Below are 20,438 nucleotides of genomic sequence, written 5' to 3'. Positions count from 1 at the left end.
ATGGGCGGCCAGGGCCGGGCGGCGGCTCGTGGAGAGACCGCCGTCCGGCGCCGTGGCCCACGATCAGCCGCCGACCTGCTGGTTGTAGCCGTCCACGATGTTCTGCAGGGCCTTGTCGGCCGACTGCTGGCCGTTGATCGCCTTGCCGAGCTCCGTCTTGGTCGGGTCCTCGGTGAGGCTCTTGCCCTTCAGCACCCAGTCGGTCTGCGCGCTGTTGAAGTAGCCGGAGATCGGGGCGTAGAGCGGGATCTCCTGGTTGTAGAGCTTGAACGCCGCCTGCGCCGCCTCGGACTTGAAGGGGTACGTCGGGTTCAGACCGCTCTCGACCGGCAGGAACCCGGACGCCTCGCACAGGGCCTTGTAGTGGGCCGGCTCGTACAGCCAGGACAGGAACTTCGTCGCGGCCTTGGACGCGTCGCCGTTGTTGTTGAAGCCCACCACCATGCCGCCGCTGTTGACGTCACTGGCCTGCACCGGCTGGGCGGGGGTCGGGACGCTCGCCCACTCGAACTTCTTGATGCTGTCCGCGAAGGAGGCGACCTGCCACACGCCGGACCAGTAGGCGACCACGTCACCGCTCTGGAACATGGCGGACGGGTCGGCGCCGCTGGTCCACACCGACTTCGGCATGGTCTTGTCGTCGTTCCATCCGACGAAGGTGTTCACGGCCTTCTTGGTCGCCGCGTCCACCGAGAACTTGCCGGAGGAGTCGGCGTGGACGTACTTGCCGCCCATCTCGTACACCATGGCGCGCAGTCGCGAAGGCGACTGGTCGAAGGTCAGGGAGTACTTGGCGCCGGTCTTCTCGCGGACCTTGTTGGCCGCGGCGATGAAGTCGGTCCAGGTCCAGGTCTTCGACGGCTCGGTCGGGAAGGAGACGCCCGCCTTCTCGAACAGCGACTTGTTGATGAACAGGCCGGACGCGGTGACGTCCGAGGGGATGGCCAGCACCTTCCCGGACGAGTCCTTCGCCAGGAAGTTGGCGTTGATGTTGTTGCTCTTGTTGTTGGCGATGGAGCTCAGGTCGAGCAGCTTGCTCGACCAGATCGGGTCCAGCGCCGGCACGGCCGCCACGTCGGGCAGGGAGTTCGCCTGCGCGGCGTTGTGCAGCTTCGTGGTGTAGCCGTCGTAGGGAATGTTGACGAGCTTGAGGTTGACGCCGGTTTCCTTCTTGTACTGCGCCACCATCTTCTTCCAGCCCGCGTCCTGCCCCGGAACCGTGGAGATCCAGAACGTCAGCGACTTGGAAGTGCCGCCGGAGCCGCCGTCCCCGCCACAGGCGGTGAGCGTCAGAGCACCTGCCGTGACAGCGGCAGCGAGGGAAACCAGGCGGCGCGTGCCGCCGCGGCCGAGACGGCGAGAGCGCCGCACACCCACAGTGGTCATCTTCGATCCCTTTTTTTCGTCGTAGGGGACGGAGCACGGCGCCGATCTTGGCGGCACTGGTGCAGTTTGCAGGAGGTTCGCTTTCCGAGGGCACGGCCTCGCCCGGCCGCGTCATCCTGACGGGCGAGGATCCCCGGCCTCTTGGGCCGTCACCGCACGGGCACGCCCTCGTGCGGTTGCCGTACGTCGAGTACGGGCGGGAAGCTCGCCTCAAGTCGGCGTCCCGGCCGACTTAGAAAGCGCTTGTCCGGACATTGGCAGACCGAGTCCGAAACCGTCAATCCTTCTTTCGCGCCGCCTCGGTCACGGTTTGGACTCCTCTGGCGACCGCGAGGCGGGCGGCGCCCACCACGGTGCCGAGATCGCCGACCTGGCTGCTGACCACCTCGGTGGGCCAGCTGAGCCGCTCCAGTTCGGCCCGCACACCGGGCAGGAGCTGCGGAAACGCGCCGGTGCTGCCGCCCAGCACGAGCAGCCCCGGGTCCAGTACGGCGGTCACGGCGGCGGCCAGCCGACCCACGTCCACGGCATGCCGGGCGACGACCGCGCGGGCCGTGGCACTGCCCTGTTCTGCGAGCGCGAAGAGCTGCTCGGCGCTGCGGGGGCAGGCGCCGTCGACTTCCGGCCAGGCCGCCGCGGTCCGCCGCAGCAGGGAGCGGGACCCGATGTACTCCTCCAGGGCCTCGTGGCGGGGCTCCTGGTCGTCGTCCCAGGGGTAGGGCAGCCGGGCGAGCTCTCCGGCCGCGCCGTTCGCTCCGGCCAGCACCTGGCCGCCCACGACGATGCCGAGACCGATACCGACGCCGATCCGCAGATAGCCGAAGGTGTGCCGGCCGCGGGCGGCGCCCTCGTGCAGTTCGGCGAGGGCGGCGCAGTTGACGTTGTTCTCCAGGTGGACGGGCACGCCGGCCGGCAGCGCGACGGTCACCGCGTCGAAGACGGGACCGGCCTTGGCGGTGGCGGGACGCATCTTCTGCGGCGCGGTGACGTCACCGACGGCCACCACGATGGTGCGCAGCGGAGCGTCGGGGGGCAGCGCGGAGAGCGCGTCCCGCACGACGTCGGCGGCGTCCTCCCGGGGCCCGGTGGCCTCGGCGAGCAGGGTGCCGTCCAGGGCGCAGCCGCGGACCCGGGTGAGGGCCGGGCCGAGGTCGACCGCAAGGACGGCGCCCGCGGCCGGGCCGAGGCGGTAGACGGCGGCGCTGCGGCCGGTGGCGCCGGAGGAGGTGCCCGAGTGGGCGGCGAGATGGACGCCCTCCAGTTCGGCGACGGCGGAGGAGACCGTCGGCTTGGACAGCCGCGCCAGACTCGCCAGCTGTGGCCGTGTCGCGGTGCCCGCCTGGGCCAGCACGGCGAACACGGCACTCGCGCTCTCGGTCAGACGGGGGGCTCCCACCACGTCATATTCCACAGTACCCCCAGGTCACAGGCCCCTCTCCCGGGCCGAGCGGCTCGGCGGGAGGCGGCGATGGGTTGTTCCGGCGTCGCGTGTTCGGTCCCCGGAGAAAAAGCCCGGGAAGTCGACCGCACGACGGCTATTGACACGCACTGTACTTCGTTAGTTAACTTCCTAACGAACGTCACGGTACTCGCCTGCCGTGGTCCGTCAGAGGCCCGTCCCGGGGCTTCCCTAGCTCTCCAACCACCATGCCCCCAGGCACGGTTCGCCCACCGTCGCAGCACACAGCGCAACGACGAAAGAGGTTCCGTGCAGGACACCGCACCCCTGGTTGTCGGCATCGACGTGGGCGGCACCAAGACGCAGCTCCGCGCGTTCGCGGGCGACGCCCTGGTGGCCGATCACGTCCGCTCCAGCAGTGGCTGGCGGCCGCACGACCCCGTGGCCGCGGCCGGCTGGCTGGCCGCGCTGGCCGCCGACGCGCTTCCCGCGGGGGCCCGCCCCGGCGCCCTCGCCGTCGGCGGCCACGCCTGCGAGACACCGCGCCAGTGCGCGCAGATCCGCACCGCGCTCCAACTCCACTTCGACGCGCCCGCGCTGGTCGTGGGCGACGCCGAACTGCTCGTCCCCGCGGCGGGTCTCGACAAGGGGGTCGGCCTGGTCGCCGGCACCGGTTCGGTGGCCGTGGGCCGCTTCCCCGACGGCACTTCGGTGCAGGTCGGCGGCTGGGGCGCGCTCCTGGGCGACGAGGGCGGGGCCGCCGGCCTGGTCCGCGAGGCCGTCCGTGCCGTGTGGGCGGCGCACGACCGCGGCGAGGAGCCCGACGCACTGGCGCTCGGTCTGATCTCCGGGTTCGACGTTCCCGAGGTCCCCGCGCTCGGCGCCGCCCTGGAACACGTCACCGCCGCCTCCGCCGAGTGGGGCCGGCACGCCCCGGCCGTCTTCGCCGCCGCCGAGGCCGGATCCCCGCTCGCCCGCACCGTGATCGCCGAGGCGGGCCGTGCCCTGGCCGGGCTCGTCCAACGGCTCGCCGCCCGCGGGGTCGTGGTCGACGACGTCGTGGTCGCGGGCAGTACCGTCCTCGCCCAGCCCTCGCTGTACGACGCCTTCGCGTCGGCGCTGGCCGACGGCGTGCCGACGGCACGGCCGCGCCCGCTGCGCGCACCGCCGGTGGACGGCGCGGTGGCGATGGCCCGTTCACTTCTGTGACATCCGCCGGACGCCAGGTCTCCTCCGGTCCGACATGACTCGCCCGTAGATCTACGCTCCTACGACTTTCAGAAAGCGCATTCGACTCGTCTGTCGTCCAGCGCATCATGAGTCACACCCGCCCCAGCTCCCCGGCCGTACGGCCGCAGAACTCAAGAGAGGCCCACTCATGCCGTCTTCCGCCGGGCAGCACTCCCCCGCGCCGGTCACCGAACGCGCCATGCGACGAAGGGGGTTCCTCAAGACGTCCCTGGGCGCCTCGGCCGGAGTCCTGGCCGCGCCGACGTTCGCCTCCTGGCTGGGCGCCGCGGACGCCAAGGCCGCCTCCGCTCCCCTCGCGTTCGTGGACGACTACAAGTCCAACGTCATGGCGAACCTGACGCCCGAGACCAACGCGGTGGTGCGGGCACTCGGTGGCTTCGCCCAGATATGGAAGACCGGCGCCGCCTGGAACACCGGCACCCCGCTCAGGCCCGACATCCTGCGCGCCAACATGCGCTACTGCGCCCGCGTCACGAAGTCGCGCACCGAGGCGCAGGCCAAGGAGGCCTTCCTCTACGACCGCCAGCACCAGAGCTACGCCATGATCGGCGGTCTCGGCCCGCTCGCCGGCCTCTACCGGTCCGGCGCCAAGGCGGTCACCTCGATCACCAGCGCCCCCGACACGACCCCGCCGACCACGATCAGCGACGCGGTCCCGGCCGACGCCCCCGCGGGCTCCGCGCTCGGCGCCGGATCCTACGACTCCTCGCTCGGCCTGGTGGCCAAGCTGGTCGACACCGTGCGCGGCCCGTACGCCTCGGGCAACCCCGGCAAGTACGCCTTCCAGTACCCACGTCCGTGGCGCATGAACGAGGACAGCGAGGTCGTCGACACCGGCGCCAAGGACGCGCTCGGCTACCCGGTCTACGACTCCGAGGTCGTCGTCGCCCCCCAGCTGCTGCGCCAGCGCAGCACCTCGCCGGTGGACGACGGCGGCTTCCCGAGCGGTCACACCAACGCCTTCCACCTGGCGGGCCTGGCGTTCGCGTACGCCGTTCCGGAGCGCTTCCAGGAACTGGTGACCCGCGCCTTCGAGCTGAGCCACACCCGGATCATGTCCGGCATGCACTCGACGGTCGATGTGATGGGCGGCCGCATCATGGCCACCGCGCTGGCCGCCGCCACGCTGGCCGACCCAGCGAACGCCGAGCTCAAGGCCGCGGCCCGGGCGCAGGCCCTGGCGTACTTCACCGAGCGGACCGGCAACACGGCCGACACGCTCTTCGCCTACGCCCACTCGGACGCCGGCGACGTGTACGCGGACCGGGACGCCAACGCCCGTTCCGTGACGCCCCGGTTGACCTATGTGCTGCACCGGGAGGGCGGCAACAAGCCCTTCACCGTGCCCAAGGGCGCCGAGGTGCTGCTGGAGACCCGGCAGCCGTACCTGGACGCCGCCCAGCGCCGCGAGGTGCTGCGGACCACCGCACTGCCCTCCGGGTACGTCCTCCTCGACGGCTTCGAGCAGTGGGGCCGGCTCAACCTGTTCGCCGCGGCGGACGGTTACGGCTCCTTCGACTCCGACGTCACCGTCACCCTGGACGCGGCCGCGGGCGGCTTCCACGCGGCCGACGCCTGGCGCAACGACATAGACGGCTGCGGCGCTCTGACCAAGCGGGGCAGCGGCACGCTCACCCTGACGGGGCACAACCGGTACACCGGCGGGACCCTGTTGAAGCAGGGTGCGCTGGTCGCCGGTTCCGCGCACGCGCTCGGCCACGGCGACGTGCGGGTGCAGGGCGGGAAGCTGACGGTGGGCGGCACGTCCCTCCAGGTCCACGGCACGTACAGCCAGGAGTCCGGCGCGCTGGAGCTGACGCTGCGCTCGGGCCACGAGCCGGTCCTGGAGGTGACGCGGCGCGCGGTGCTCGGCGCGGGCAGCGTCCTGTCGCTCGAGCTGGACGCGAAGAAGCCGCCGAAGGCCGGGCACACGGTCCGTGTCCTCGGCTGCCACGGACTGCGCGGCCAGTTCGACCGCGTCGAACTGAACTCCGACACCCTGCGGGCCGTACCCGTCTACACGACGGAAGGTCTGTCGGTACGACTCCTGAAGCGGTGATGTCCGCGGGGCGGGAGCTGATGCGAGAGTGGCCCTCATGAGGCGCTTTCGGATCGCTCCCGCCACGCGGCCGGTCCCACCGCGGGGCGGATGATGGCGAGCGAGCAGCAGACGGTCCTGGACCCTGCCCCCGGGTCCGGGACCCGCGACGACGAGGTGCGACGGCCGCGAAAGGTCAGGCGCCGGCTGGTGCCGCTGCTCGTCGCCGTGCTGCTCGCGCAGATGGCCGCCGCCATGGTGACCATCGCCGTGCAGCAGACCCCCACGATCGACGAACCCGTCTACGTGGCCACCGCCGCCGAGTACCTGCACGGCCAGGGCATCCGCTACAACCCCGAGCACCCGCCGCTCGGCAAGCTCGTGATCGCCGTCGGGGTGGCGATCGCCGACCCGCACGTGGACACGGCGTTCGACGGCCCCCAGATCGACCTGGGCCCCCACCTGCTGTACGAGTCGGGCAACGACCCCTGGCAGCTGATGTTCTGGGCCCGGCTCCCGGTGATCGTGCTGACACTGCTGTTCGGGCTGGTCGTGTTCACCTTCGCCCGGGAACTCGCCGGGACGGCCGCGGGCCTCGCGGCACTCGCCCTGTACTCCTTCTCCCCCGACGTCGTCGCCCACGGCTCGCTGGCCACGCTCGACGTGCCGACGGCCGGGTTCCTGCTCACCTCGGTGTGGCTGCTGTGGCGGGCCCGAGTGCGGCCACGGCTGTACGTGCCGCTCGCCGGCCTGGCGCTCGGGGCGGCGCTGGCGACCAAGATGAGCGCGCTGCCGGCCGTGCCGGTCCTGCTGGGACTCGCCGCGTTCTCGGTGTGGAGCGCGGCTCGCGACGACGGGACGCGCAAGCGGATCCTTGACGTGCTCGCGGGGGCCGCCGTGCTGACGCTGGCTGCCGTCGCCGTCGTATGGGCCTCGTACCTGGTGGTCGATCCGCGGCTGCGGTGGACGTCCCAGGACCCGGTGCCGGTGGTGCACGGGCTGCGGGGGACCCTCGTCGACCTGCTGCCGTTCCCCCAGGCCTACGCGGACGGGATGCGCCTCCAGTTCCGCTTCGAGAACCACCCGTGGGAGGGCTTCCTGTTCGGGCGGGTGTACACCGGGCACCTCTGGTACTACCTGCCGGCGGCGCTGCTGGTGAAGACCCCGCTGGGTCTGCTCGCGCTGTGGGCCGCGGGGGCCGTGGTGCTGGTGACGGTACGGCGGGTGCGGCCCGCCGCGCCGTACCTGCTCGTGCCCGCCGGAGTGCTGCTCGCCTCGGCCATGACCGGGTCCCGGGACTTCGGCACCCGGTACGTGCTCTTCCTGCCCATGTTCCTGACGGTGGCGGCCGGTTGTGTCCTGGCCGTGCGCCGACGACCGGCGATCGTCGTGACCGCGGCGCTGGTGCTGTTCGTCGCCGTCAGCTCGCTGCGGGCCTTTCCCTTCTACCTGCCGTACTCCAACGAGGCGTTCGGCGGACCGGCCCGCACCCATCTGCGGCTGCACGACTCGAACGTCGACTGGGGCCAGGACCTCGGCCGGCTCGCCGACCGGCTGCGCGAGCGCTACCCGGACGAGCGGATCTGGCTCGTCTACAAGGGCAGCGGGGTGCCGTCCGCCTACGGCATCGAGGCGTCCGATCCACGCGAGGTGCCGGTCGGCGACGTGCGCGGGCTGCTGGTCGTGTCGGACTCCTCGGTTGCCAAGGCGAAGGGACGGCTGGCCGAATTGATCGACAGCAGCCGTCCCGTCGACGAGGTCGGTCACTCGATCACGATCTATCGGCGATGATCACCGCACCGGGCCCGGGACGCGTCCGTTCCGCAGCGCATCGCGACCACTCGGCGCATCGCGTCCGTTCAGCGCATCGCGTCCTGGAACCCCTCGGCGCTCACGTGCGCCATCGCCCTGCTCGCCACCCGGTAGCGGCCGTTGGGCACCTGGGCCGACCTGCTGATGTGCACCGTGAGGGGGCCCGCCCACTCGTAGCCCTGCCGCTCACCGTGCCGGGCCAGGCTGTCGGTGAGCTCCTGGCCCACGTCGGTGCCCCGGCGCACGAGTTCGTCGTAGGCGAAGTCCGCGAGCTCGACGTCGTACGCGTTGGGGACCACCACCCGGCGCTCACTGCACACGACGACGTTGCTGTCGCACTCGCGCCGCAACGCGTCGAGGAGTTCGACGGGCTCCCGGTCGACGACCCGCGCCCACAGTGCCTCCCAGCCGTGCTCCATTGCCTGTTCCAGCGCGCTCAGCGCACCCATGTCCTGTCACCTGCCGAAAGCTCTTGTGTCGTGGGCGGAGTCATTCCCGGGCGAAGTCGTCGGGTTCCACCCGCGCTTCCTCGAACGCCTCGCGCAGGGTGCGGCCGCTGCCGCCGGGTGCGGGGGCCGCGCTCTCCTCGTGGTGCGGGTGCAGGAGCTCCTCGGTGGTGTCGGTCGTGCGCCGGTTCTTCTCGGGGACCGTCATACGGGGCCGCTCCTCAGGTGTCGTCGGATCGGACGTCGTCGAACCGGATGTCGACGAAGGTCTTGCCCAGCGGCGGGTTCCCGGTCGGCGCCGACGTACCCGTCCCGATCGGCGCCGGCGCATCCGCTCCGATCGGCGGTGGCCGGACGCTTTCGTACAAGCGCTGGTCACCGTGGGGTGTGGGCTATGTTGACTCCCCGTGGCAGACAAAGGAGGCGCCTCGGTGTCATCGCCGCAGCAGGCACGCGCACAGGCATCCGCGATCACCTCGGGCAAGACCGCACCGGAAGCGGAGGCCGCCCCGGCCTCCCAGCTCAGGACCCTCTTCGACAGGCCCCGGCTCTCCCCGGGGCAGCGGCGCATCGCGCAGTACCTGATCGAGCACATCACCGAAGCGGCGTTCCTGTCCATCACCGATCTCGCGGAGCGGGTCGGCGTGAGCCAGCCCTCGGTGACGCGGTTCGCCGCGGCCGTGGGCTTCAGCGGCTACCCCGCCCTGCGGGAGAAGCTTCAGTCCATCGCGCTCGGCACGCTCGCCGGCGGCCCGCTCGCCGACGACGAGTCGCGCGGCAACGAGCTCCAGGCCGCGGTCGACGCGGAGATCGAGAACCTGGAGAACCTGCGGCGCGACTTCGCCGACCCCGACCGGATGATCGAACTCGGCCGCAGCTTCTCCGAGTCGACCCCGCTGACCGTCCTGGGCCTGCGCATCTCGGCGTCACTGGCCGAGTACTTCGCCTACGCCGCCCGCCGTATCCATCCCGACGTGCGGCTGGTCACCCGCGGCGGCAGCGTCGCCTACGACGCCCTCCTGCAGTCGCGCGAGGCGGGCGGCACCTGGGTGCTCGCGTTCTCGATGCCGCGGCATGCCCAGGAGACCCTCACCGCCCTGCGGGTCGCCCGCAGCGCCGGACTGAAGGTCGCCCTCGTCACGGACCTGGCCCTCGGGCACGTGGCCGACGAGGCGGACGTCCTCTTCTCCACCGGCACCGGCTCCCGGCTGGTCTTCGACTCCTACGCGGCACCCGGCGTGATCGCCGCCGCCCTGCTCCAGGCCATGACCGACGCCGATCCCGAGCGCACCCAGGCGCGGCTCGAGGAGTACGAGCAGATCTCCGACCAGCACCAGTTCTTCCTCCGGGACTGAGCCCCTCCGACCCCGGTCATACGGCTGCACACCGGGAGCATCCGTAATAAATCGAGCATGAATGTTTTCATACGCCTTGCCAAGCAGACGGCATATATAAATACTGCTCACGGATCACCCCGGGACACCTCCGGGAGCATCCGCACCCCTGTCCCCGTCCCCACCCCCACACCGCCCGAGAGGGCTCCTGTTACGGACATCCCGGGCCGTCGTCACCTACCCGCGTCGGCGCTCGGGGTGTTCGGTAGGGCCTCGCCTGCACGCGAGCCCATGGCGGCCCCGGTCATCCCCTAGGCCGGGGCCGCCCAACCCGTCGGACCACCCGCACGACGCCGCACACCCGGAAGCGATCACCATGCCCCTGATGACGACCACGCGGACCACCACGCGCACCGGCCCGGACTGGCCCTGCCAGGTCAAGACGCCCGGCAGCTACGACTGGGAGCGCTCCGCGGCCAAGTGGCTGCGCGAGCTGGTGCCGGCGCGGTACGCGAGCTATCCGGCCCTGATGCGGCACACCGTGCTCCTCGCCCGGCACGCGCAGATCCAGGTCCAGCACGAGATCAGGGTCGCCCGCACCGCACTGCAGACCGCCCGGGCGGACCTGCCGTCGCTCGGGCTGCCGGAATCGGTCATCGAGCACACGATCAAGCTGTACGCGGCCGAGGTGCTCCAGCTGCAGCACATCGCCCGCAGCATCCGCGCGGTCACCCAGGCCCTGGTCGACCACCACGGGCGCTGAGCCGTCCGCGAGGCATGACCCACGCCGTCCGTGGGACCCGTGGCGAACATGAGCACCACCGAAGTACGGCGCGGCGATCCGGTCACCACGGTCCTCACGTGGGAGGTGCGCCCCGGCCGGGAGCAGGATTTCGAGCGCTGGACGCGCGGGATCACCCAGTGCGCCCGGCGGTTCCCCGGCAATGAGGGCGTCTCCTGGCTGCGCCCCGAGGACGGCCACCGCTTCCACGCGGTGCTGCGCTGGTCCGACGCTCACCGGCTCACCGCCTGGCTGGAGTCGGACGAGCGGGCCGCCTGGCACGAGCGGATCGACGACATCGCCACGGAGCTCGGCAGCGAACGGCAGTCGACCACCGGACTCGAGACCTGGTTCAGCCTGCCCGGCACCACCACGCGGCCCCCGGTCCGCTGGAAGATGGTGCTGACCACGTTCCTCGGCGCCTTCCCGTGCACACTGCTGATCCAGTGGCTGGTGACGCCCCGCACCGCCGCCTGGCCCCTGCCGGTGCGGGCCGCGGTCTTCCCGGTGGTGCTGCTTCCCCTGCTCACCTACTTGGTGATGCCCCTGCTGAGCCGGGTGCTGCGCAGGTGGCTGTACCCGCCGCCCGACCACTGACCCCGCCACCGAGGGGGCCGGCAGTCGGTCGACGCGCGGTGTCACCGGTGGGTGGGATGTGTGTCCACAAGAGCGCGATCGACCCGCGGGCATGTGCGATGCTCAACGCGTGACGAGCGAGTCCGCCGGCCCTTCCCACACCGGTACCGCGCCCGACATGGCCGCACTGGCCAGGGTCGTGGCCCGACAGCGTGCCGAAATGGACCGGTTGCGGGACCAGGCCGCCGTCTCGGCGGTCCTGGAGCGGGCCAGGGGCGCGCTCATGGCGCTGACCGGGTGCGCTCCGGACCAGGCCGGCGAGGAGCTGCTCCAGCGCGCCGAGGCCGGCAACCGCACACTGCTGGAGGAGTGCTGGATCACCCTCGGCTCCCTGGCACCCCCGGCGGCCGGCACCCCCGCGCCGGCGGGCGTCGACGTCGACCTTCCCGACGCCCTCCTGTCCGCGGTTCCCGGTCCGGCCGGCCCGCGCTCCCGCCGGGCGGACAGTGCCCCCGAGCGTGACACCGTCGAACCGGACGACGGCTTCACCGCACTCGGCCGGCTCGGCAAGGCCCTCGTCCACGTCGCCACGCCCCAGGACCTGGCCGGCTGCCTCCTGGAGGAGCTCGCGGTGGACGTCGGCGCCGATGCGCTGCTGCTCTTCCGGTCGCTGCCGGCCGGAGGGCTCGAGCTGATCGGCCACGCCGGCATCGACGCCACGCTGGCCGCGCAGTGGGCGCAGGTCCCCCCGCTGAGCGGGCTCGTGGCGATCGAGGCGCTGCGGGCGCGCGAACCCCGCTGGCTGGAGGACTTCCCGACGGACCGGGCGCGGCACGTACTCATCGGGGACCCGCCCGAGCGCTGGCTCTCCCGCGCCTGGCTGCCGGTGCCGACCGGCGACGGGGCCGAGGTCTGCCTCGGGATCCTGCGCGAGCGCGGCGGCCCGTTCTCACCGCAGGACAAGGAGCTCCTGCGGGCGGTCGTCCGGTTGTGCGCCGGCTGGCTGCGGTTCTTCGGCGACCGGCCGGAGCACACTGCCGACTCCGCGGCCGCCGCCATCCAGCCCGTGTTCGACTCCCTGCCGGGCTCGGCGCTGCTGCTGACGCCGCTGCGCGCCCCTTCGGGAAAGGTCGAGGACTACCGCATCGACGCCGCCACCAAGGGGGCCGTCGACGTCGTGGGCCGCACCGGCGGACAGCTGCTGGGCCGACGGGTCCTGGAGTGCTTCCCGAGCATGGCCGACGAGGCGGTGTGGCACAGCTGTCTGCGCACGTTGAGCACGGGCGAGCCGTTCGAGGGTGAGCCGTTCACCCACCAGGAGGTCGTGGACGGCACCGCCGAACTGCGCACGTACGCGGTGCGCGCGGCCCGTCTGGGCGGCGCCCTGGTCGTCACCTGGGTCCGGCACGACTCCTCCGACCGGCAGGAACAGCGCCTGGCGGACGTCCAGCGGCTGGGGAACCTGGGCTGGGCGAACTGGAACCTGGTCACCGGCGAGGGCAGCTGGTCCTCCCAGACCTTCCTCGTCCTGAACCGGGACCCGGCGCTCGGACCGGTCCACCTCACCGACCTTCCGCGGCTCGCGCTGCCCGAGGACGCACCGGTGCTGGCCGGGGCCGTGCGGGAACTGCTGTGCTCGGGGCTCCAGTTCGACGTCCCGTTCCGGATCCGGGCCGGGGACGAGGTCCGCCACCTGCGGATGGTCGCCGAAGTGGTGACGGACACCGGGAACGAACCCGTCGAGGTGCACGGCTTCGTCCAGGACCTCACCGCGCAGCGCAGCGCCGAACTGGCCCTCGTCGAGAGCGAGCAGGCGATCGTGACACAGCACGGGGTGCTGCGCGCCGAGCGCACGCTGGCCGCCCGGCTCCAGCACGCGCTGCTGCCCCTGCCCACCAAGCCGGCCCGCCTCGCCGGACTGCGGGTCGAAGTGGCCTATCTGCCCGCCCAGTCGGGCATCCACGTCGGCGGCGACTGGTTCAGCGCCATAGAACTGCCCGACGGCGACGCCCTGTTCGTGGTCGGTGACGTCGCCGGCCACGGCATCGACGCCGTGGCCACGATGGCCCAACTGCGTTTCACCGCCAAGGGCATGGTCATCACGGGCTCGTCGCTGACCGGGGCACTCGCCCGTCTCAACACCCTGCTGCTGCACTCGCGCGACTCGCACGGCACCGCGACCATGGTGCTGGCCCGCTACGACCCGACCGAACGCTGCCTGGTGTGGGCCCAGGCCGGCCATACCCCGCCGCTGCTGGTGCGCGGCACCGAGGTGCGCTATCTCGAGCGCCCGCTCGGCATGTTGCTGGGGGCGTGCTCCGATCCGAACTTCCAGGAGGCGCGCTGCGTCCTGGAGCCGGGCGACCGTGTCCTCTTCTACACCGACGGCCTGATCGAGAGGCCCTCGGAGGGCATCGACCACGGCCTGGACCGGCTCGCCGCGGCCGTCGCGGCCCACCGCACGGACGAGTCCGGCTCCCTGTCCCCCCTGCTGACCTCCTTGCTGGCGGGCGAGCGGCGCGACGACGTCTGCATGGTGGACATCCGGGTGCCGTACGAACCGGAGTGAGCCGGGGCGCGCGGTGCCGTTCGCCGGGCTCAGTCCGCCGGGTGGCCGGGCGGGATGGAGATCGCGTCGGACAACCGCAGCAGCCTCGCACCCCCGGTGTCCGCGCGCTCGCCCCACGCCTGCGGCTCCAGGACGAACCCGACGTGGTCACCACCGTCGACGCGCAGCACCACCGTGCCGACAAACCAGGCCGCCGCCTCCTCCAGTACGACGGCCCCGCCGGCCTCCTCGCGTCGGCGGACCCGGGCGAACTTGTCCGTCAGGTCTCCCGTCTCCCCACCGAACAGCTCGGCGAGGCCCCGCTGTTCACGGGTGAGCAGATGGACGGCGAGGCGGTCCGCGGTGCGGGCCACGCGGTAGGTGCGGTTGGCCTTCGACAGCCACACCACGTAGCGCACCGGCTCCATCGAGCACTGGGAGGCGAACCCGACGAGACAGCCCGCGCGCTCGCCGCCCGCGGCGGCGGTCACGACGCACATGTCGGGGTCGAGCCGGTCGAGGAAGGCGTCCATGCCCGCCATCCTCCTCGATCAGCCACCGCCCGTACGGGACTCCAGGTCCCGCCGTGTGTCGTCGCCGTACACACCGTCCTCGTCGCCGCGGATGCCGTACCAGAGCTGGAAGCGGGCAACGGCGGCGGTCAGGGTCGGGTCGTAGGTGCCGTCGGTGGAGCCGTTGTCGTAGACGTTCGGAATGCGCCTGAGGCGTTCCTGCAGGTCGCTCACCTCGGGGCCGCTGTCTCCCTGGCGGAGGGTGCCGGGGCCGTCCGGGTCGGTAGCGCCGGAGACCGTCGGGGTGGGCGTGGGGGCCGCGGAGGCGGTCCCGGTCGGCCGCGGGGCCGCGGCGGCGGTGCTCTCCCCGCGCCCGGCGAGCAGCAGCGCGCTGCCGAAGCCGATCACCGCGGCCGCGGTCACGGCCGCCGCGACCGCCGTGCGGCGCAGTCCCGGCACCCGTCCGCGCGCCATGTCGCGGGATCCCCTGATGCGGTCGCGCTCCTCCCTGACGGGCGGCAGTTCCTCGGTCGCCTCCTCGGCTCCGGACGGCGGGCCGGACCGCGTGAAGGACTCGAATCCGACGGGCACCCGGGGCGGCACGTCCTTCATGAGCTCCGCGAGCGCGTCGGTGCGGCGCGGACGCAGCACCCGGATGGGTTCGAGAGGTGTCCGGTCCGGCGACGCCCCTCGGTCGGACGGTGTCGGCATCCTGGTCTCCTTCCGTCCCGCGCACACGGGTCTGAGCCGTCCCCCGGGGAGTGATACGGCGCCAGGGGCCCGGGAGTTCAGCGCTTGCGCCCTGTTCCCGGGGGCTGCCGCTCAGCGGGGAGCGGAAGCGAGGAAGCGGTGCAGGGATGCCTTCATCGCCACGACGAAGGCATCCCTGCCCTCGTCGTCCAGGACGTCCAGGGAGAGGTAGGGGTTGAGGTCCTCCAGTTCGACCAGCAGGAGTTCGCCGCCCGGGGCCCGGCAGGCGTCCACGCGCTGGATGCCGTGATCGAGGGTGTTCCAGTCGATGAAGCGCCGGGCGAACTCCAGGTCGTCGGGGGTGGGCCGGTACGGCTCCAGCGCCCAGCGGCGGTCGGCGTGCGGGGCGTACAGGGCGTACTGGAAGTCGTGGTCGACGAAGTAGAAGGACACCTCGTAGGCGAAGTCGACGCAGGGCTGGACGAGGACCTGCCCGTCGATGTGGTCGCGCACCTCGTCGGCGGGGACGATCCGCAGGCCGATGGAGTCGGCGCCGAGCCGGGGCTTGACGACGTACCGGTCCGCCGCGGGCAGCCGGTCCAGGTCCTCGGCGCGGTCGGCGGTCGGAATGACGGGGAGTCCGGCGGCCGTGAGGTCGAGCAGGTACTGCTTCCCCGCCATGTCCGCCTTGCCGCACAGCGGGTTGTAGACCCGCGTGCCGGCTCGCAGCGCCCGCTCGCGGAACGCGTCGTAGGCGTCCTGGTATGCCAGGACCGGCCCGCTGTTGCGCACGACGACGGCGTCGAAGGCGTCCGCCAGCGCTCCGGCGTCACGCGGGTGGCACAGGGCGAGGTCGAAGTCCTCCCTGAGGCGTGCGCCGAGGAGGATGTCCTCGTCGCAGTAGCGGCGCCCGCGGGCCTGGTAGGCCAGGTCGGTGACGTAGAGCAGGGTGGGGCGGCGGGGCATGCGGGACTCCTCGGCGGGCGGGCGCCGATCGTATGCGGGGCGGCACCTGCCGGACAACGCGAAAGAAAGCACTCAGTTCCCTCGTCAGGCTGCACCCAGTGCCATCCGAGTGGTTCAGGTGCTACGTTCGCGACCATGAGCTCCACCAAGCCCGCCATGCGGGACGCGCTGGTCGCGGCCGCCTTCCAGCTGTTCCTGGAACGGGGTTACGAGCAGACCACCGTCGACGACATCGTCGCGCTCGCCGGAGTCGGGCGCCGCTCGTTCTTCCGGTACTTCCCGTCCAAGGAGGACGTGGTCTTCCCCGACCACGAGCGGTGCCTGACCGACATGACGGCCTTCCTGGCGGCGAGCGACCCCGGGTGCGATCCCCTGGAGCGGGTCTGCGAGGCGGTGCGGCTGGTGCTGCGCATGTACACCGAGAACCCGGACTTCTCCGTGCAGCGCTACCGGCTCACCAAGCAGGTGCCCGGTCTGCGCGCCTACGAGCTGTCCGTGGTGTGGCGCTACGAGCGCTCCTTCGCCGAGTACCTGCGCGGGCGCCTGAAGGGTCTGCACGACGGGACGCTGCGGGCCGACGTGATCGCGGCCGCCGTGGCCGCCGCGCACAACAACGCCCTGCGGTCCTGGCTGCGCTCGGACGGACAGGGCGACGCGGAGCAGGCGGTGGAGCACGCGCTCGGCTATGTGCAGGCGGCCTTCGGGGCGCCCGGAGCGCCGGCCGCCGACGAGCGGCCCGAGGACGTGGTGGTGATCGTCTCCCGGCGCGGTGCCCCGTTGTGGCGGGTGGTCCAGGAGATCGAGTCCACCCTGGACGGGGCCTGAGCCTGCCTCGGCCCTACGGGGGGGCTCATCCCGGGCGCCCGGCAAAAAGAGGGTACCCAGTACCTTTACGGCTGGCACTCAGTGCCATACGCTGACGGCGTGCACGGCGGCACAGGGAGCCGCGCACGTCCGTGCACGGTTACCCGGGCACGTGGGATTCCGGCCGAGCGCAGGGAGTTGACGAGCGTGTACCACCACTCAGGAACCTTTGCCCGTCAGGCAGGCGGCTCCGGGACGGGCGTTCTCGAGCCCGCCGCCCCGGCCACGGACGCGATTCTCTTCCAGCGCTGCACCTGGTGCGGTACGGCGATGTACCACCGGCTGCTGTGTCCGGTCTGCCAGGGCGGCGACCTGCGCACGGAGCGCAGCGAGGGCGTGGGCACGGTCCGCCACGCCACGGTGGTCCACCGCAACACCCCGGCCGCCCGCAATGTGTCGCTGATCGAACTGTCCGAGGGCTTCGTGGTCCGGGGCCGGGTGATGGGCCCGCCCGCCGCGATCCACAGCGGGGACCGGGTGCGGATGGCGACGGCGAAGGACCCGGTCCGCGGCGAGCCGGTCTTCCAACTGCTCGACGAGCCCTACCGCGCCTGGAGCTGACGCTCCCTCAACTGAGTTCGCCTGTACAGCTCTTCGGCCCCGTCCCGTCCGACGGCCTGGCCGTGGGATGCGTTGCGGCACCGCGGGCGCCGGGGCCGGGGACCACGAGTGACCCTGGTCCGGGGCGCCCGCCGGCGGCTCTCCTCGACCTCCGGTTCCAGCCGCCCCGCGCTGCCGTCGGACATGCCCCGGTAGCCCTCCCGTGGGGAGTTGGCGGTGAGGTGGCACGTCGTCGTGGCGCCCCGGGCGTGCAGGACCAGCAGGACCTTGTCGTCCTCGACGACCCCGAGTGACCCGTTGGTCCCCGCCGCTCCGCTGGCTTGATCACATCGCTCACCCACGGACGACGGCCTCGCACAGACAACCCACAGACACCTCTGCCCCGTCCTACGTGACGCGAGAGGCGCCCGGGACCGACGGGACGTCTGCGCACGGGGTTTTGAGGAGAGAACCATTGATCCGTGCCCGGCGAATAAGTGTGACCGCCGTGGCGGTGCTGGCGGCCCTGGCGGGCGCGCCCGGACTGGCACAGGCTCAACAGCCTTCCCATGCAGGCGTGTTGAGCGCTGCGGACGACAACGGACTTCCGCCGGGATGGCGGATCGACGGGAAGCACGGGGCGCGTGAGCTGGTCTGGCGCGCGCCGAAATCCGTGCCCATGGGGGACGCGCGCGTCGAGTTCCGCGCGGGCGACCGGCTGCTCGGGGTGCCGAAGCCGGCGAAGGACGGCCGGACCTTCCGCCTCGCCCTCGACGAGGCCGGGCCCACCGGACTGACGGACCTGCAAGTCACCGCCGCGGGACGCCGGTTGGACGCGGCGGCCGAGGAGCCGGGCAGGTCCGACGCACGAGGGGCGCGCCTCCCCGCGCAGGCGCCGGCGAACAATGTCGATCCCGGCAAGCCCGGCTCGTACCGCACGACCACCGGCTCGTACGACCTCGCCCCCGTGCGCCTTCCGGGATTCGCCACCCCGATCGAGATGAGTGCCCAGGTGGTGGCGCCGAAGGGTGCCACCGGCAGCCGGCCCCTCGCACTGTTCCTGCACGGCCGCCACTCCACCTGCTACAAGCCGGGCAGCGAGGACGACACGAGCGGCGACTGGCCCTGCGCGAACGGCTACAAGCCGATCCCCAGTGACAAGGGCTATCTGCGCGACCAGCAACTCCTGGCCTCCCAGGGCTATGTGACCGTGTCGATCTCGGCGAACGGCATCAACGCCCAGGACTGGCAGGCCGAGGACGCCGGCGCGCAGGCGCGTTCCTCGCTGGTGCGGCAGCATCTCGCCCGCTGGGCCGACTGGGCCGCCCGCCCCTCCACCGCCCCGGCCGCCGTGCGCCGGGCGCCGAAGGCCGACCTCTCCCGGGTCCTGCTCGTCGGCCACTCGCGCGGCGGCGAGGGCGTCAACCGGGCCGCCATGGACAGTCTGTACCCGCCGCCCGCCGCCGAGGACGGCTACCGGGGGCCGGTGCGCTGGAAGGTACGCGGGACCGTGCTCATCGGACCGACGATCTTCGGCCAGAATCCCGTCGCCGACGTGCCGTCCGTGACGCTGCTGCCGGGCTGCGACGGCGATGTCTCCGACCTCCAGGGCGAGGACTTCGTCGACGGCACCCGAGGCGTCAGCCGGGGCACCGCCCTGCACAGCGCGGTCTATGTCGTCGGCGCCAACCACAACTTCTTCAACAGCGAGTGGACCCCGGGCGAGGCCGAGGCGCCCGCCGATGACGACTTCGGGACCGACCCCGAGCAGCCGGACCCGGTGTGCTCGCCGGGCGCCGCGACCCGGCTGACCGCCGCCCAGCAGCACAAGGCGGGCTCCACCTACATCGCCGCGGCGGCCCGGCTCTTCGTCGCCGGGGACGACCGGGTGCTTCCGCTGCTCGACGGTTCCGGCAAGCGGGCTCCGTCCGCCGACCCGGCGCGAGTGCTGACCCATGCGGTCGGCGGCCGCCGCAGCGGCGGCTTCCTGCCGGACGCCGGGGCCAAGGTGACCGGTGCCCGGCTGTGCTCGGCGGTCGACCCGGACCCGTCCGTGGCCTGCCTGAACCCGGAGACCCCCGGCTCGTCCCCGCACTTCGCGTGGTGGGAGACGGAGAAGGAGACCGGCCGCAGCGCCGTGGACCTGAAGTGGTCCGCACCGGGCACGGCCGCACGCGTCACCCCCGCAAAGCCGCTCTCCCTGCACGGTTCCCAGAAGCTCGCGTTGCGGGTCTTCGTGCCGCCGAACACCACCGGCACGAAGTTCGACGTGTCCGTCACCGACTCGGCCGGCCGCCGGGTGACTCTGGGCCGGGCCGAGGTCGCGGGCCTGCCTGGCTCCGAGCGGACCGCGTCCTACTGGGCTCAGGAGGTGCGGGTCCCGCTGACGGCGGCGACCCGGGCCGGACTCGACCTCCGGCACGTCAAGTCCCTGGAGCTGACGCCCCGTTCGCGGTCCGGGCAGGCCTGGCTGATGGACGCGTGGGGCTGGGCGCCGGGCACTCCCGCGGTCAAGGCGGCCGCGCTGCCCCGCGTCGACGTGGGCCGCACGATCGTCAAGGAAGGTGACTCGGGCACCCGCACCTACCGGATCCCGGTCGGGATCTCCGGGCACGGCAGCGGCCAGGTCCGGGTGTACGTCATCGAACCGGGCAGCGGGCGGGCCCAGAGCAAACTGGTCACGGTGCGGCCCGGCAGCCACGCGATCGACGTACCGGTCGAGGTGAAGGGTGACACCGCCTACGGCGATGACATGCAGCACGACATCGCGGTCAAGGCCGTCCACAACGCCGTCATCGGCAAGCACCGGGGCGGGCTCACCGTCGAGAACGACGACCCCGAGCCGGTGATCACCCTGTCGCCGGTCGCGGACCGGGTGACCGAGGGAGAGACGCTGACCTGGCGGCTGTCCATCGACGCGCCCGTGGCGGTGGACATCTGGCAGCCGGTGCGGGTGCTTCCGGTCACCGAGGGCACCGAACTGTCCACCAAGGACGTGGACCCGCAGTGGCTCGCGGACTGGTCCGGTGATGTGCCCGACCCCGAGCGCCGGCTGTCGGACGCGAACCTGTGGGTGTGGCTGAACATCCCCCAGGGGAGCACCAGCGTGGACTTCATCACGCCGACCGTCCGGGACCAGGTGGCCGAGCCGACCGAGTCGATGCGCCTCGCGCTGACCGACGACAACGCCGATCCGCTGCCCGACCGGCCGGCGCTGACGGGCACGGTGCTCGACCGGCCGTGATCACACTGCCGTACGGCAGTGCGCGCTGACCGTTTGTGCGGGGCCCGGTCC

General features: G+C 72.3%; 17 protein-coding genes. 10 read left to right on the top strand and 7 right to left on the bottom strand.

Annotated features, from left to right (window positions below; genetic code table 11):
- Window positions 1-63: 63 nt before the first annotated feature.
- Complete coding sequence (locus IOD14_RS17725; protein WP_123993503.1) at window positions 64-1,386, bottom strand: extracellular solute-binding protein; 1,323 nt, start codon at window positions 1,384-1,386, stop codon at window positions 64-66.
- 277 nt (window positions 1,387-1,663) lie between these two features.
- The gene (locus IOD14_RS17720) at window positions 1,664-2,785 is read right to left on the bottom strand and encodes an ROK family protein (protein WP_249125938.1); all 1,122 of its coding nucleotides are present in this window, start codon (window positions 2,783-2,785) and stop codon (window positions 1,664-1,666) included.
- 309 nt (window positions 2,786-3,094) lie between these two features.
- Here IOD14_RS17720 and IOD14_RS17715 point away from each other — a divergent pair, with 309 nt between their 5' ends.
- The 3 genes from IOD14_RS17715 (at window position 3,095) to IOD14_RS17705 (ending at window position 7,865) form a co-directional block, all read left to right on the top strand.
- A complete protein-coding gene (locus IOD14_RS17715; RefSeq protein WP_123993505.1) occupies window positions 3,095-3,994 on the top strand; it encodes a BadF/BadG/BcrA/BcrD ATPase family protein in 900 nt (299 codons plus the stop codon).
- 169 nt (window positions 3,995-4,163) lie between these two features.
- Complete coding sequence (locus tag IOD14_RS17710; RefSeq protein ID WP_212670742.1) at window positions 4,164-6,095, top strand: phosphatase PAP2 family protein; 1,932 nt, start codon at window positions 4,164-4,166, stop codon at window positions 6,093-6,095.
- Window positions 6,096-6,185: 90 nt separating this feature from the next.
- Complete coding sequence (locus tag IOD14_RS17705) at window positions 6,186-7,865, top strand: phospholipid carrier-dependent glycosyltransferase (RefSeq protein WP_212670741.1); 1,680 nt, start codon at window positions 6,186-6,188, stop codon at window positions 7,863-7,865.
- A gap of 68 nt (window positions 7,866-7,933) precedes the next feature.
- Here the strand turns inward: IOD14_RS17705 and IOD14_RS17700 are convergent, their stop codons facing one another.
- Together IOD14_RS17700 and IOD14_RS17695 are read right to left on the bottom strand one after the other, a co-directional pair.
- Window positions 7,934-8,335 (bottom strand): DUF3662 domain-containing protein, encoded by a 402-nt coding sequence (locus IOD14_RS17700; RefSeq protein WP_123993508.1) that lies wholly within the window; start codon window positions 8,333-8,335, stop codon window positions 7,934-7,936.
- A gap of 40 nt (window positions 8,336-8,375) precedes the next feature.
- On the bottom strand, window positions 8,376-8,540 hold the full coding sequence (locus IOD14_RS17695) for a hypothetical protein (protein ID WP_174269364.1): 165 nt from the start codon (window positions 8,538-8,540) through the stop codon (window positions 8,376-8,378).
- A gap of 223 nt (window positions 8,541-8,763) precedes the next feature.
- Here IOD14_RS17695 and IOD14_RS17690 point away from each other — a divergent pair, with 223 nt between their 5' ends.
- The 4 genes from IOD14_RS17690 (at window position 8,764) to IOD14_RS17675 (ending at window position 13,592) form a co-directional block, all read left to right on the top strand.
- The gene (locus IOD14_RS17690) at window positions 8,764-9,687 is read left to right on the top strand and encodes a MurR/RpiR family transcriptional regulator (protein ID WP_212670740.1); all 924 of its coding nucleotides are present in this window, start codon (window positions 8,764-8,766) and stop codon (window positions 9,685-9,687) included.
- A gap of 364 nt (window positions 9,688-10,051) precedes the next feature.
- Window positions 10,052-10,429, top strand: coding sequence for a hypothetical protein (locus IOD14_RS17685; RefSeq protein WP_123993510.1), 378 nt, complete (start codon window positions 10,052-10,054; stop codon window positions 10,427-10,429).
- 48 nt (window positions 10,430-10,477) lie between these two features.
- Entirely contained in the window at window positions 10,478-11,044 is a 567-nt protein-coding gene (locus IOD14_RS17680; protein WP_212670739.1) for an antibiotic biosynthesis monooxygenase, read from the top strand.
- 157 nt (window positions 11,045-11,201) lie between these two features.
- Complete coding sequence (locus IOD14_RS17675; RefSeq protein WP_212673293.1) at window positions 11,202-13,592, top strand: SpoIIE family protein phosphatase; 2,391 nt, start codon at window positions 11,202-11,204, stop codon at window positions 13,590-13,592.
- A gap of 29 nt (window positions 13,593-13,621) precedes the next feature.
- On the opposite strand, the gene IOD14_RS17670 is transcribed toward IOD14_RS17675, so the two are convergent.
- The 3 genes from IOD14_RS17670 to IOD14_RS17660 form a co-directional block, all read right to left on the bottom strand.
- Entirely contained in the window at window positions 13,622-14,113 is a 492-nt protein-coding gene (locus IOD14_RS17670; protein WP_212670738.1) for a flavin reductase family protein, read from the bottom strand.
- 9 nt (window positions 14,114-14,122) lie between these two features.
- Complete coding sequence (locus tag IOD14_RS17665; RefSeq protein WP_212670737.1) at window positions 14,123-14,794, bottom strand: peptidoglycan-binding domain-containing protein; 672 nt, start codon at window positions 14,792-14,794, stop codon at window positions 14,123-14,125.
- Between the two features lie 111 nt (window positions 14,795-14,905).
- Window positions 14,906-15,739 carry a hypothetical protein gene (locus IOD14_RS17660; RefSeq protein ID WP_212670736.1) on the bottom strand — a complete coding sequence of 278 codons (834 nt, stop codon included), beginning with the start codon at window positions 15,737-15,739 and terminating at the stop codon, window positions 14,906-14,908.
- Between the two features lie 135 nt (window positions 15,740-15,874).
- Here IOD14_RS17660 and IOD14_RS17655 point away from each other — a divergent pair, with 135 nt between their 5' ends.
- The 3 genes from IOD14_RS17655 to IOD14_RS17645 all read left to right on the top strand — a co-directional run bounded on the left by IOD14_RS17655 (window position 15,875) and on the right by IOD14_RS17645 (window position 20,387).
- The gene (locus IOD14_RS17655; RefSeq protein WP_249125937.1) at window positions 15,875-16,564 is read left to right on the top strand and encodes a TetR family transcriptional regulator; all 690 of its coding nucleotides are present in this window, start codon (window positions 15,875-15,877) and stop codon (window positions 16,562-16,564) included.
- A 186-nt stretch (window positions 16,565-16,750) separates the two neighbouring features.
- On the top strand, window positions 16,751-17,164 hold the full coding sequence (locus IOD14_RS17650) for a zinc ribbon domain-containing protein (RefSeq protein WP_123993515.1): 414 nt from the start codon (window positions 16,751-16,753) through the stop codon (window positions 17,162-17,164).
- A gap of 478 nt (window positions 17,165-17,642) precedes the next feature.
- The gene (locus IOD14_RS17645; protein ID WP_212670735.1) at window positions 17,643-20,387 is read left to right on the top strand and encodes a hypothetical protein; all 2,745 of its coding nucleotides are present in this window, start codon (window positions 17,643-17,645) and stop codon (window positions 20,385-20,387) included.
- Window positions 20,388-20,438: the final 51 nt, after the last annotated feature.

Origin of the sequence: Streptomyces sp. A2-16, from assembly GCF_018128905.1 — a bacterium.
Classification (GTDB): Bacteria; Actinomycetota; Actinomycetes; order Streptomycetales; family Streptomycetaceae; genus Streptomyces.
This window is presented reverse-complemented; position numbering and strand designations above follow the sequence as displayed.